Below are 14,177 nucleotides of genomic sequence, written 5' to 3'. Positions count from 1 at the left end.
AATGCTTTTATCTTTATTTATCATATTACCATTAATAGTAGGAGTTTTCATGCTATTAATGAAAGGTCAAAAACCACAAAGATGGTTAGGAGCATTTGTTGGTGGAGCATTGTTGGCGTTGTACTTTTTTATCACTTGCAAAGGTGGAAATGATGAGTTAACGTACCAAACACAATGGTTCAATTTCAACAGCGTAAAAACTTATTTTGCGTTAAATGCACAAGGTTTGGGTGGCTTAATGTTGCTATTATCAAACTTTACATATTTGGCTCTTTTTGTTTATTTATCAACATCTAAACAAAACTATTCAAATACTTTTTATGGATTATTATTAATCACTTTAGCAGGATTGAATGGAGTTTTCTTAGCAGAAGATTTAATTTTATTCTACTTCTTTTGGGAAGTTGTCTTAATTCCAGTTTATTTCTTAATAGGATTATTCGGATTAGGAAAAGATAGACTTCGTGCAAATATGACATTTTTCTTATACACGATTTTAGGATCTATGTTTATGTTAGGTGGAATTATTTACATCGGATTTTTCTTGAAACCAGCTTCATTTTTATTAGCAGATGTACAGCAAGTAACAGCAGCAGCTTATTCTACAAATACAGCTTTAGCGTTATTATTTTTGATTGCATTTGTTATTAAAATTCCAATTTTTCCATTCCATACATGGCAACCAACAATCTACAAAACATCTCCAACACCACTTACAGTTGTACTTTCAGCTTTGATGGCGAAGATGGGATTATTTGCAGTGGTAACATGGTATTTGGGTATGTTTCCAGAAGTTTCAGTATTGTTCAAATACATTATGTACATCGCAATTTTCGGATTAGTTTACGCTTCGTTAATCGCATTGAGTGCAAAAAATGTAAAGAAAATTATTGCATATAGTTCGATTGCCCATTTAGCATTGATTTTTGTATCATTATTTTCTGAATTAGCAAATGGTATTACAGGTGCATATTTCCAAATGTTTTCGCACGGATTAGTCGTTTTAGGATTATGGCTTTGCGTTGATATTATGGAAAGAAAATATCATCTTACAGACATCAAGTCAATTGGTGGTTTAGCGAAAGTTGATCCTACATTGGCAATTTTGTTTATGGTTTTCGGTTTAGCTAATGTTGCCTTACCACTTACAAGTTCGTTTATTGGAGAATTTATGATGCTTTCGGCATTGTTTACATTCAATCCAGTTTTATGTGTTGTTGCGTGTTTAGGTGTTATCTTATCAGCCGTTTATACATTGCGTTTATCAGGTGCACTTTTGTTTGGAGAAGTAAAAAACATCAAACAAAAAGAAGCAAAAAAAGGAGGTTTCGGACCAATTGCAGTTTTATCTGTAATCGCTATTGTGATTATCATTTTAGGCGTTTATCCAACACCAATTTTTAATTTATTAGCTCATTAATCATTTAGAATAAATAGAATATGAATACTATTATTTTATCAGCACTTTCAGGTATTATATTGATGTTTAGTGGATTCTACATCAAAAATAATCGTGCCTTAAATATTCTTTCTGTTGTATTATTTTTCGGAATGATTGTAGGAGGAATATTTGATTTGAAGGGTTGCTCGATGTTTGCAGGCAAATTTGATAATATGATTGCACAATCGCTTTACGGCGTGTCTTTCTTTATCGCATTAGCGGCATTGGCAATTTTTTACTTGTTGTTGAACAAAGATGCTTTTGGCAAAGTAGGAAAACATGTTGCAGAATATTACGCACTTATTTTCTTTGCTTTTACGGGTATTGCAGTTTTAGCACAATTTCACAACTTAGTGATAATGTTTTTAGGAATCGAATTAATGTCAATTCCAATGTACATCATTGCTGGAACTAACAAAGAAAGTATAAAAAGTACAGAAGCATCTGTAAAATATTTCTTGATGGGAGCATTCTCAACAGGGATTTTGATGTTAGGAGTAACATTTTTATACGGTGCAACAGGAACATTTATGTTAGACCAATTGGTGAATTACAATCCGTCTTTCGAAAATATTTATTATTTAGGATGGTGTTTAATCATTTTTGCATTTTGTTTCAAAGTTTCGGCAGCACCATTCCACGCATGGACACCAGATGTTTACGACGGTACACCAACGGTTTTTACATCGTTTATGTCGACAATCATCAAAGGTGGATCTTTCTTAGGATTTATAATGGTTTTAAAATCATTTCCAACCAATGCAGAATACGCAGAATATTACCGATTATTATTTGCATCAATCATCATTTTGACGCTATTTATCGGGAATTTCGGAGCAATTTCTCAAAAATCTGTCAAACGATTAATGGCGTATTCATCAATTGCGCAAGCAGGTTTTATGTTGTTCGTTTTGTTTAACATCAATTCAGCATCTAAAGAAGCCTTGATGTTTTATACGATCGCTTATTCTATCGCGAATTTCATTATTTTCTATACGATTGATCAATTCAAAAATCCAAAATTTGAAAGTTTCATCGGTTTAGGAAAATCAAATCCAGTTTTGGCTGCAGCAGTTACAACATCTTTAATCTCGTTAGCTGGTATTCCATTAACAGGAGGTTTCTTTGCGAAATTTATGGCATTGAGTATTGGAGGTACAAACGATAAAAATCTTTTCTTGATTGTAATAGCTTTGGTTATGGCAGTTCTAAGTATGTATTATTATTTCAAAGTAATTAACTACATCTACTTTAAGAAAGGAAAAAATAAAGTAAAAACACAAGATGGATTGACTAATTTCCTTTTAATTATCGGAATGGTAATCTTGATTGTGATGGGAGTTTTTCCAGGAATATTATCATCATTTTTACAAACACCAATGTGGTAATTGTAGAATATGAACTAGTATAGTTTTTATTATTTATTATTAAAAAGCTCGTGTTTAAGTTTTACACGAGCTTTATTGTTTCTTAAGCATAAAAAAGCAGCTCTTTTCAAAATAGAAAAGAGCTGCTATACTTTTTTAGAGAAGGATTATTGTCCTACTCCAAGTTCTTGTAAACGTTTTAAGATTGCATCAGCTACAGCCTGAGAAGAAACCTGTTGTTGACCAGTGATCAAGTTACCATCTACAACAACGTGAGGAGTCCAAGGCGCTAATTTCACATAATTTGCACCAGCTAAACGTAAACGATCTTCTAATAACCAAGGAGCGTCACCAGCAAAAGTAGCTTGGTTTTCTTCTTCGTTACTGAAACCTGTTACATTACGTCCTTTGAATAACCAGTTTCCGTCTTTATCAAATACTGATAATAAACTTGCAGGTCCGTGACATACTGTTGCATAAACTTTTTTAGGATCATCAAGAATACCATTGATAATTCTGCTTAAATCTGGATCTACAGCTAAATCTTGCATAGGTCCGTGTCCACCAACTGTGAAAATTGCATCATAATCAGCAGGATTAATATCACCTAAAACTAAAGTAGATTTTAATGCATCTTGAGCATCAATGTAAGCTTGTTGATCATCAACTGATTTTTGATCATTATCGTTGTAACCTAAAGATAAACTTAATGGATCTACAACTGGTCTGCGACCACCTGGTGTAGCAATATGAACATCAAAACCAGCAGCAACAAATGTTTTGTGCGGTTTGATAAATTCTTCAGCCCAAAATCCAGTTGGGTGTAATTTTCCACTTTTCATTGTCCAGGTATTAGCTCCGGTAAGAACTACGAGAATACGAGTGTTTGGCATTTTTTTTAATTTTAAATGAATACTTTAAATTGATTTAGTAATAAAAGTATAATTAAAATATGAAAAAATGAAAATTTTTTTAAAAATAATAATAGCGCTTTTAAGCTAAAAAACTTCAATTATTAAAACAAACTTAGTCTATTACAAGCTTTTTCGTATTTTTGAGAGATTAAAGTTTAATGAATTAGTTTGAAATGAGAAAATTTACACTATTAATCTGTTTATGTTTAGTACAATTTGTTTTTGCGCAACGCAAAGGATATTGGCAACAAAAGGTAGATTATAAAATGACGATTGATATAAAAGACGATTTGTATCAATATGATGGAAAAATGAAATTGAAATACACGAATAATTCTGGTCAAAGCCTGAATAAAGTATATTTTCATTTATATTTTAATGCTTTTCAACCAAAATCGATGATGGATTATCGTTTGGCAAATATTGCAGATCCAGACAAACGAATGGTGAATAATATTGGAACAAAGGAAAATCCTAAAATGCAATCTCGTATCGCGACTTTAGGAAATGATAATATGGGTTATCAAAAAATAACTTCTTTAACTCAAAACGGTAAAGCGACTTCATATAAAGTGGACGGAACAATCTTAGAAGTTACGTTAGCAATACCAATTAAAGCAGGAAAATCTGCTACTTTTGATATGGTTTGGGAAGCACAAGTTCCTGAGCAAATTCGTCGTTCTGGAAGAAATTCTAAAGAAGGTGTAGCATATTCGATGACACAGTGGTATCCTAAGATGGCTCAATTTGATGATTTCGGATGGCATTTAGATGAATATGTTGGACGTGAATTTATTGCACCTTTCGGTAATTTTGATGTAACAATTAACATTGGAAAAGATTATGTAATTGGTTCTTCGGGAGTTTTACAAAACCCAAAAGAAGTAAAAGGTTATGATAAAAATGCAAAAATTGTTGAGAAAAACGGGCGTGCTTCTTGGAATTTTAAAGCAACTAATATTCACGATTTTGCTTGGGCAGCTGATAAAGATTTTGTGGTAGACGAAGCAACATCAAAAGGTGGAGTTAAAGTTTATTTAATTTACAAACCAGGAGAAAAAACAACTAAAGTTTGGAAAGAGGCAATGCCTTACGCAACTGAGTTTTTTGATTATGCTGGAGAAAAATTCGGAGCTTATCCATGGCCTACTTACACGGTTGTACAAGGAGGTGATGGTGGAATGGAATATGGAACGGCAACATTGATTACAGGTGAAAGAAACTTGTCATCATTGGTTGGTGTTATCTATCACGAAGCAGCACATTCTTGGTACCAACATTTATTTGGGATTAATGAAACGGTAGACGAATGGTTTGACGAAGGGTTTACATCTTATGTAGAAAATTTAGCTTCGTTACAAGTTTTTGAAAAGCAAGCTACGTTGGCTTCTAATCCAAACTTAGACGCATACAAAGGATACATTGGTTTAGCGCTTTCTGGTAAAGAAGAGCCTGCAAGTTTGTTGGCAGATTATTACAACACAAACTACGCATATTCTTTAGAGGCTTACTATAAAGGTCAAGTTTTAGCAATTCAGTTAGGATATATTATTGGACAAGATAATTTAGATAAAACATTTTTAGAATTCTATAAACAATGGAAATTTAAACATCCGACATCTAATGATTTCAAACGTGTAGCAGAAGAAGTTTCTGGAATTAATTTGAAATGGTATTTTAACTTATTCTTAAACACAACACGTAAAATTGATTATGCTGTAGAAAATGTTCAATCAAATTCTTTTGCAGTTGTTAACAAGTCAGATTTTGCAATGCCTTTAGACGTTTTAGTTGAGTACAATGACGGTTCGAAAGAATTATTTTACATTCCATTACGTGAAATGCGTGGAGAAAAACCAGCAGAAAATTTAGTTGAATACAAAGGCGTAAAACGTACTGTTTTGACTGATGCTTTTTGGACAAATCCTGTTTATGAAGTAAAAACGTCTAAAGCAGTTAAACAAATCACAATCGACCCTACAAAACGTTTGGCAGATGTAGATTATACAAATAACGTATTCACAAAATAATGTTATTAGCAGTTAACATAGGAAATACAAATATCCGTTTCGCAGCATTCAGAAGCGAAACGGATATTATTACTTGGACCATCAATTCTAAACCTCCACGTACAGAATCCGAATTTTTTGCAAAATTCTCAAATATGTACAAGCCTTTCGGAATTTCGAAAGAAGAGATTACAGATATTGTAATTGGCTCGGTTGTTCCACCGCTTACGGCGAGTGTAAAAATTGCTTTACAGAAAATTCATAAGTTCAAACCACTAATTGTAGATCGCAATACGCCATCAGCAATTGTACATACATCCAACCAAATGGGAACAGATTTGTATGCAAATGCGGTTGCGGCTCATTATCAAAATTACAAAGGCAAAAAAATTGTGATCGATTTCGGTACAGCTTTAACCTTTTTAGGAATTAATGAAGATGGTAAAGTTGGTGGTGTAGTTATAGCGCCAGGAATTGTAACAGCGCTTAATTCTTTGGTTGGTGAAACAGCTCAATTACCAACAATTGAATTGAAAGAACCAAAATCTGTTCTTGGAACGGATACCGAATCGTGTATGCAATCAGGAATGGTTTATGGTTTTTTGAGTATGGTAGAAGGAATGATAGACCGTATTAATGCAGAAGTTGGCGAACAATGTTTGGTTATTTCTACAGGTGGTGTTGGTGGCGTTTATAAGCCACTCACAACAAAAATTGACACGGACGACAGATTACATACCATAAAAGGTCTTAAAATACTTTATGAATTGAATAAAAATTCGTTGAAGAGATAAAATAGATTAGTTAAATCTAATTTTTATAGCCCACTTTTAGTGGGCTTTTTTCTTTTCGATAAAATTATTTATCTCAGAACTATAAATTGTTTTTTGCGTATTTTCTAGAGGTTTATGATCTAAAAATTCTATTGTCGGATTAACCATTCTTAGAATAGCTTTATAAATATAATTGGGTTGTTTATTTTCGTGAATATAACTAAACGACTTATTGATAAATGGAACTTTATATTCAGTTGTTATAATCTTTTTTTCATCATCATAGTAATATATAGGTATACTTTTTTTGCTTTTTACAATGTGTTCTACCGCATTTTTGTAAAAAATAAAATTTGTCGGAATCTTTACAATAAAGCATGTGTTATAGAATAATGTTACAAAGCAGATTATATAAAGAAGCTTATCAGATACAATATTATTTTCTCGAATAATAATTAATAATGCAAACCAGAATAAATAAGAAGAATTAAAAAGAAGTCGTATTCCTAAAGGTTCAATACCTTGAATCATTGCCGAAAAAAAAGTAAATAAAGCATTAATAAGGGCAACTACAATTAAGTATTTAACAAATAAATTTTTATTCTTTTTTAAAATATAGATACTTAAATACCAAAAAATAAGGTCAATAAATATCAATATAAATGAAATAATGATTTTTGTTTTTGATAAATAATCAAATGTTTTAAGATAAAAGAATGGATTAGCAAGATTAATTAATCCAACAAAATCTACATAAGTATCAAACCAAAATGTATCAAGTTCATTATTTACACGTTGGTTTTCTGAAGCAAATGATCCTAATGTTAAATAATTAAATAATAAGTATATAAAAAATAAAAACCCGATTGATGCAATTGTACTGAATAATGTAAGTTTAATTTTTTTTGTATCATTTTTAATAAAAAATATAAATACAAGAGAAGAAATAAAAATAAACACATTAGCATATCGTATTGTACAAAGCACAAAACCTAGTATTGTACAGGTAATAAAATACTTTTTGAAATTGATTTTATCAATAAAAAGTTGATGAGAATAATATAAAAACAGATATAAAAAAGGTAAGCCAACGTATTCAGAACTTTGATAAACAAAAATCCAAATTGTAGATTTAAGACACATTAAGATTATGGTTTCTCTGAAATAGAATTTAAATCTGTATGAAAAACAAATTATAAATAAGTAACAAATTACTTTTAATAATATTGAGCTATAATAATATTCTCCTGTCAAGATTTTTATGAATCGTAAGAACATTGGAAATCCAATAGGAAATAAGTTTTCATCAAAAGTCGGGAGCTTATCAGCGATTTTAATATAAGTTAGAAAATCTACTCCAATACCACCGTTTGATAAAAAAAAGGGAATAAAAATAATAAGAAAAAGAGTAATTAGTATCAGAAAAAAATCTAATTTTTTGATAGCCATTATTGTTAATTATATTATTAATAACGATTTTTTTAAAAAAAATTATAAAAAAGTTATAAATTTTGTAACCTTTTCATTAACCTTGAGTCTATTAAATAAGAAAGCAATTAACACACGTGAAATTATTTGTCCTAAATAGAAAAAGCAAAGAAGAACTTTTGGTCGATCGACTAAAAAAGAACGATGCTTTGGCGCAAAAAGAACTCTATCAACAATCGTCCAAAAAGATGCTAAGCGTTTGTAGAAGTTACATAGAAGATATGCATTATGCAGAAGATTGTATGATAAATGGTTTTTGTAAAGTATTTAACCATATTCAGAAATTTGAAAACAAAGGTAGTTTTGAAGGTTGGATACGCAGAATTATGGTCAACGAATGTTTAACCTTTCTTAGATCCAACAAAACGCTGATTTATGTAGATGATACACGTGTTGCAAATTATGATGAGGTAGATGATGAAGTAGATAACGAATGGTTAGATTTTAATGTACAAGATGTTTTAGATCAACTTTCGGAGCCGTATCGTTTGGTTTTTAATCTTCATATACTCGAAGATTATTCGCACCAAGAAATTGCAGATTTACTAAATATTTCGGTGTCAACAAGCAAAACGCAATTGTTTAGAGCAAAGGCAAAACTGAAAGAAATTGTTTTATCACAAAAGAGAAAAAGAAATGAAAAAGAAGGATAATATATCAAAACATATTTTTAATGAATTGGAGCAACGTGAGCTTAATCCATCACATGACGCTTGGGACAGAATACAGGCTCGTATGGATGTGGCACCAATTCAGCAATCACAATCAAATTTCAAATGGTGGTTATCTGCCGCAGTTATAGCAATTTTTACAGTTTCTACGTCAGTTTATTTATACATCAATCAAACCGAGGCAAATGTAGAAGTTGTACATCAACCGATGCAAAATACAGTGGATTCATCAATCTCAAATCATGATGAAATTGTAGATAAACATACAGATGAGTTGGCGAATAATGAAAAAAATGATTCTGCAACTAAAATAGAACAAGTGCAACCGAAAACGGAAAAACAAGTTGTACAAAAAGGAAAAGTACAAATTGCTGTAAATAAAGAAATGAATCAAGTAGAATTATCAATTCCAAAAAGTATTTCTGTTACAGAGAAAAAAGAGATCATCAAAGAAAATTTAGTTCCTAAGCAATCATTTGTTGCAAATAACAGTTTAGATTCTATAAAAAAGCTAAAGAAGAAAAAGAATTTTGTTGATCCAAATATGTTGTTGTACTCAATAGAGAACAAAGAAAATTTAAAAGAGTCAAATCAATCGCGCGTAGTTTCTATTGGCTTCAATTAATTAACCATTTTACTGTTAAAATAACACGATTATGATAAAAAAAATTATCGTAGCAGGATTACTATGTTTATCGGCTACATCATTATATGCTCAGAAATTTACATTTGATTTGAATGATAAATCAAACGATAAAATAAGTCCAATTGTCCGCGATCAGATTAGTGAATTTACATTAGTTATTCGCCAAATTGTACAAGAGGAAAAAAAAGCAATGGAGAAAAAAATTGCTGAAGTAGATAAAAGTTTGGCTGACGAAAAGTTAACTGTAAGCGAAGCAACGGCAAAAAAAGAAGCATTAGCCAATGTATATTCCGCATCAATTAATGAACGTATTCAGGAAGTTAATTTCAATTTAGATGACATTATCAAACAACAAGTTGCCTTTTCTATTATGAATGGTGAAGATCCAATAACTCCGAAAACCGAAAAAGAAGCAATCAAAAAATATAGAATTACTAATACGATGAACGGTTATGCGTCGTTTGGTTACATGAACTTTACAGGAAAAAATAATGAAGAGTTGGATAAACACGAAAAATTTTCGAGCAATTTAACGCTTGGGTTAGTTTACGAACGTCAATTGTCTATCACAAGTCCAATTAATTTCTTGGCAGGAGGATTACTTTCTTGGCGTACTTATCGTTTGGATGATGATATGATGTTTAATCGCGATGGTGATGGAAATGTAAGTATTCTAAAAAGTGAAAAATCATTAGATAAATCAAAATTACGTTCGGCTTATTTTATGGTTCCAGTAGGTTTTAAATACAATTTCTCGAAGCTAAAACGAGTAACAGATGATTTTACTTATCGCCCACAATCCAAACATTATATTGCAGCTTACGGATATGGAGGAACCTTATTATCGTCGAATAATATTGTAAAAGGAGACGGAATTCGAAATAAAAGCAAAGGAAATTACAATGTGAATAATTTTGTTTATGGAGCCGAAATTACAGTTGGTCTAGGAATTATAAACTTATTTGTACGCAAAGATTTTAATAATTATTTTAAAGATAACACTTTTGATAATCGTAAGATGATTCAGTTTGGCATAAATCTTGGAATATAATAAACATCAATCTATTATCTATAAGTTGATATATCCCCAAATAACATTTTTATAACATATTAAAACCTCGAACTAATCGAGGTTTTTTTATTTTTAAATGGATAATTTTCTGAATTTTAATCTCAAAAAGTCGTAAATTAGTAAAAATCAATAAAATGATACAATCCAAAATAAGTTGGCGAATTGCAGTACCAATCACATTATTTATACTCTTAATGATGGTTAATTTTTGGTTTGTGAAAAACTTTTGGTTTGGTGGAACATTCTATTTCAAAGATCCATTTCTAAACATTGGTTTTTTTATGATTTCTTTATTAGCGTCGGTCTCTTTTTTGTACGATTTGACGTGTAATTTCACATTATTTAAACTAAAAGAAGACACTTTCGAAATTAGAACACTTTTCAAAAAAGATGAAATTCCATACCGTGCAATTTATTATTTGTACGAGGAAGAAGATATTTTACGTCTCAACCGAAATCAAATATTAACCATACAGACCAAAAAATCAAAGTTCAGATTGCGTAGTTTTTTTGATGCGAATTATGACAAAGTAAAAGCTGAAATGATGGTAAAAGCCGAGCAATATGTAAATTTGTTGGCGTAAAAAATATGAAAAAAAAGTATTATATATTTTTGTCGTTTATCTTTCTTCTTATAATTATCTTTTATGTTATTCAGACATTTTATATAGAGCCTAATCATAAAAAAAGAGTTGATGAGGTTTTGAAAAATCAGTATGAGTCATATATTGTTTATAAGAATTCTCATAGAAGTTATAGATTGTATTTGTCTGATAAAAAATATACAATTAAACTTTCTGAAAATGAAACCTGGAATAAACCTGAAGTTAATGATTCATTAAATAATATAATTATTCCATCTAATGAATTGTATAAATTTAGTAGGATAGGAGATAAGATTTTTAAAATTGAAAACTCTAATAAATGTTTTATTAGAAGAAATGATACTTTATTCTTATTTAATTATTTAAGTAAAAATCTTAATAATTTTGAAGAATGGAATGATGAGCAAATAGGAAAATTTGTTATTAAAAAATAAAATATTTTGAGCCTCTTTATATATAAAAAATCCGCTATTCAGCGGATTTTAATATTTTAATTTTGGTTATTATTCTTCAAAAAGAGAAGAATATTCTGAATGAATATCAACAAAATCAGCGATAAAAAAAAGACAAAACCTCCGTAAATGGCAATCATTTTATCATTACCAATTTTTATAAAAATCAAATAAGCCAATAAAGTTCCGATTACTTGCATAATAACTGCTTGTCCAGCTACTTTTTTCACAACTGCTTTATCTTTTGTTCTAAAACCAGCAATTGCTTGATAAATTGTCGGAACAAATAACATTACAAATGCTATAATTTTTAAAATGCTATCCATTACACTTTTATTTCTTTCTGCATTTGCTCTACAACTTCATAAGCTGCAGGACAAATCAAGGTATTTTTAATTGTTAAATCATTTATCTGATGAAACTTTTTACGATTAGTATGTGGATATTCTCTGCATGCTTTTGGGCGATCTTCGTAAACCAAACAATAATTATCACTTGCCAAAAATGGACAAGGAGTTTGTTGTAAAACATAATCATCATCTTCGTCTATTCGTAAATATTTCGCAATAAATTGACTTGGCTTAAGGCGAAAAACATGCGACAGACGCTCAATATCTTTTTGTGTAAAAAGTGGTCCAGTTGTTTTGCAACAATTGGCACAAGAAAGACAATCCACCCGATTGAAAACATCGTCGTGAATTTCTTCCATTTTTTGATCTAAGTTTTTTGGTGGTTTTCTCTTTAGTCGTTCTAAAAACTTTTTATGTTCTTTTTGTTTTAGTTTTGCTTCGGCAAAATATTCTTCTAAATCCACCTATTTATTCTTTTTGATTTCTTCTACAGAATTTACACCACGTAGTTTACAAAATTCTTCGATTACAGTATGATGTGTAACTGTTTTGTCTTTAAAATAATTCACAAAATAGTTCTTTTCTTCTTCTGTTGCTTCCAATTGATTCAGGATATTCATCAAGTGCATTTTCATGTGACCTTTCTGTATTCCTGTTGTTACTAAAGAACGTAGAGCGGCAAAGTTTTGTGCTAAACCTGCTACAGCAACAAATCCCATCAACTCTTTTGCACTTGGTTTTCCTAAAACTGCCAAAGCTAATTTTACCAACGGATGCAAATTTGTTAATCCACCAATTGTTCCTAAAGCTGTTGGTAAATCTATCCAAAAACGGAAAATTCCATCTTTTACTTCACAATGAGTTAATGATGAATATTGTCCATCTTTTGCAGCATACGTATGTGCACAAGCTTCTACAGCACGAAAGTCATTTCCAGTTGCAATTACAACAGAATCTATTCCGTTCATAATTCCTTTGTTATGTGTTGTTGCGCGATAAGGCTCTATTTCTGCGATACGAACTGCACGAGAAAATTTCTCTACAAATTCTTCTGCTGTTACATTTCCTTCTGCTAATTGCTCAATAGGGCAAGAAACTTCTGCACGTACAATACAATCTGGTGTGTAATTAGATAAAATACACATCACGATTTGAATAGAATCTTTCTCAGTTTCTGTGAATGTAGAGTCAATATCAATTTCAGCTTTTAATGTTTTTGCAAATTGTTCTAAACAAGAATTGATAAAGTTTGCACCCATTGAATCTATTGTTTCAAAAGAGGCTTTTATTTGATAATAATTTGCTAATTCGGCTGTTTTATCAATTAATTCTAAAGCTAAAATTCCACCACCGCGCGCGCGCATATTTTTGGTAATGTCATTTGTTGTTTCAATTAATTGTGCACTAATTTTAGTATCAAATGCATTTTTCAGTTTATCAAAATCACCTTCGTACATAAAATGTACATGGCCTAATTTTGTTGTCGATAAAACAGTTGTTTTAAATCCTCCACGCATCTGCCAAAATTTTGCTGCTTTAGAAGCAGCTGCAACAACCGAAGATTCTTCCACAGCCATAGGAATTGCATACAACTCGTCGTTAATCAAAAAGTTGGGCGCTAAGCCAAAAGGCATGTAGAAATTAGAGATTGTATTTTCAGAAAATTCATCGTGCAATTTTTGCAAATCTGCATCGTCGTTCCAATATTGTTTCAATACTTTGATGGCAGATTCATCTCCATTCAAATATTCATTGACAACCCATTCAATTTTTCCTTCTTTCGATAATTTTGAAAAACCTTCTACTGCTTGATGCTTCATATTGGATATTTTTTATAAGACAAAAGTACAAACGTTTTGAATGTTATAAGATACTTCTTCTGTTTTTTGATTAATTTTTAACTATTCGCTAGAATAGCTAGTTTAGGTACATATAATAAATATAGAACTATTTATTGTATTAATACCTTTTTTGTGTTTTAGATGGCTTATTCGTTTTTTCTTCGAAAAAGGAAGTTTATTAGAATTGAGTAATTTATAAAAAAATAAAATGAGTTAGAAGATTACAAAAAATATAAATCACGTCTAAAATAAAAAAAACAGCTTCTATTTTACATAAAAGCTGTTATAAAATTTTGTTTTAACTCCAAAAATAAATGATTAAAATAGCAGATAAAACCACTGTATTTTTGGTGTAACAAACTGTATTTTTGGTTTAAACGTTTAAGTTGAACCATTAGCTTAATAGCTAACTTGACGCTAAAATGCTAAAAATATAAAACCTTATCCATCGGATAAGCGTTTTTATGGTTTATCTACTTTCTCTTTACGATAAAAGCGAGTAAAACTCTATCTCCGATAAAGAAATAAAGGATTTACTAAAACTGATA

14 protein-coding genes are annotated in these 14,177 nt (G+C 30.5%); 9 read left to right on the top strand and 5 right to left on the bottom strand.

All coding sequences use genetic code 11. The features are described from left to right. Nucleotide 1 precedes the first annotated feature (1 nt). Together RSC72_RS05610 and RSC72_RS05605 are read left to right on the top strand one after the other, a co-directional pair. Nucleotides 2–1,420 (top strand): complex I subunit 4 family protein, encoded by a 1,419-nt coding sequence (locus RSC72_RS05610; protein WP_332544265.1) that lies wholly within the window; start codon nt 2–4, stop codon nt 1,418–1,420. A 20-nt stretch (nt 1,421–1,440) separates the two neighbouring features. Next, entirely contained in the window at nt 1,441–2,829 is a 1,389-nt protein-coding gene (locus tag RSC72_RS05605; RefSeq protein WP_332544266.1) for an NADH-quinone oxidoreductase subunit N, read from the top strand. 146 nt (nt 2,830–2,975) lie between these two features. Here the strand turns inward: RSC72_RS05605 and RSC72_RS05600 are convergent, their stop codons facing one another. Continuing rightward, entirely contained in the window at nt 2,976–3,701 is a 726-nt protein-coding gene (locus RSC72_RS05600; RefSeq protein ID WP_332544267.1) for a type 1 glutamine amidotransferase domain-containing protein, read from the bottom strand. 194 nt (nt 3,702–3,895) lie between these two features. Here RSC72_RS05600 and RSC72_RS05595 point away from each other — a divergent pair, with 194 nt between their 5' ends. Beyond that, a complete protein-coding gene (locus RSC72_RS05595) occupies nt 3,896–5,752 on the top strand; it encodes a M1 family metallopeptidase (RefSeq protein WP_332544268.1) in 1,857 nt (618 codons plus the stop codon). Next, on the top strand, nt 5,752–6,525 hold the full coding sequence (locus RSC72_RS05590; RefSeq protein WP_332565854.1) for a type III pantothenate kinase: 774 nt from the start codon (nt 5,752–5,754) through the stop codon (nt 6,523–6,525). The genes RSC72_RS05595 and RSC72_RS05590 overlap by 1 nt, the downstream gene beginning before the upstream one ends. Before the next feature lie 36 nt (nt 6,526–6,561). Here the strand turns inward: RSC72_RS05590 and RSC72_RS05585 are convergent, their stop codons facing one another. After that, on the bottom strand, nt 6,562–7,647 hold the full coding sequence (locus RSC72_RS05585) for a hypothetical protein (RefSeq protein ID WP_332578440.1): 1,086 nt from the start codon (nt 7,645–7,647) through the stop codon (nt 6,562–6,564). 422 nt (nt 7,648–8,069) lie between these two features. On the opposite strand from RSC72_RS05585, the gene RSC72_RS05580 reads away from it, so the two are divergent. The 5 genes from RSC72_RS05580 (at nt 8,070) to RSC72_RS05560 (ending at nt 11,420) form a co-directional block, all read left to right on the top strand. Next, nucleotides 8,070–8,645 (top strand): RNA polymerase sigma factor, encoded by a 576-nt coding sequence (locus RSC72_RS05580; protein WP_332543612.1) that lies wholly within the window; start codon nt 8,070–8,072, stop codon nt 8,643–8,645. Next, on the top strand, nt 8,629–9,288 hold the full coding sequence (locus tag RSC72_RS05575) for a hypothetical protein (RefSeq protein WP_332543613.1): 660 nt from the start codon (nt 8,629–8,631) through the stop codon (nt 9,286–9,288). The genes RSC72_RS05580 and RSC72_RS05575 overlap by 17 nt, the downstream gene beginning before the upstream one ends. A gap of 31 nt (nt 9,289–9,319) precedes the next feature. Further along, nucleotides 9,320–10,360 (top strand): PorT family protein, encoded by a 1,041-nt coding sequence (locus RSC72_RS05570; protein WP_332543614.1) that lies wholly within the window; start codon nt 9,320–9,322, stop codon nt 10,358–10,360. A gap of 155 nt (nt 10,361–10,515) precedes the next feature. Then, nucleotides 10,516–10,965 carry a hypothetical protein gene (locus tag RSC72_RS05565; RefSeq protein ID WP_332543615.1) on the top strand — a complete coding sequence of 150 codons (450 nt, stop codon included), beginning with the start codon at nt 10,516–10,518 and terminating at the stop codon, nt 10,963–10,965. A gap of 5 nt (nt 10,966–10,970) precedes the next feature. Beyond that, nucleotides 10,971–11,420 (top strand): hypothetical protein, encoded by a 450-nt coding sequence (locus RSC72_RS05560; RefSeq protein WP_332543616.1) that lies wholly within the window; start codon nt 10,971–10,973, stop codon nt 11,418–11,420. A 56-nt stretch (nt 11,421–11,476) separates the two neighbouring features. Here RSC72_RS05560 and RSC72_RS05555 read toward each other — a convergent pair whose 3' ends face one another. From RSC72_RS05555 to RSC72_RS05545, 3 genes are read right to left on the bottom strand one after another with little or no spacing between them, the layout of a single operon-like run. Continuing rightward, nucleotides 11,477–11,764: a hypothetical protein gene (locus RSC72_RS05555; protein ID WP_332543617.1), complete on the bottom strand. Its 288-nt coding sequence runs from the start codon at nt 11,762–11,764 to the stop codon at nt 11,477–11,479. Then, a complete protein-coding gene (locus RSC72_RS05550; RefSeq protein WP_332543618.1) occupies nt 11,764–12,252 on the bottom strand; it encodes a YkgJ family cysteine cluster protein in 489 nt (162 codons plus the stop codon). Before RSC72_RS05550 ends, RSC72_RS05555 begins: the two co-directional genes overlap by 1 nt. Beyond that, a complete protein-coding gene (locus RSC72_RS05545) occupies nt 12,253–13,608 on the bottom strand; it encodes a hydroxymethylglutaryl-CoA reductase, degradative (protein ID WP_332543619.1) in 1,356 nt (451 codons plus the stop codon). Between the last annotated feature and the right edge of the window lie 569 nt (nt 13,609–14,177).

This window comes from Algoriella sp. (assembly GCF_036647415.1).
Taxonomy (GTDB): Bacteria; Bacteroidota; Bacteroidia; order Flavobacteriales; family Weeksellaceae; genus Empedobacter.
This window is presented reverse-complemented; position numbering and strand designations above follow the sequence as displayed.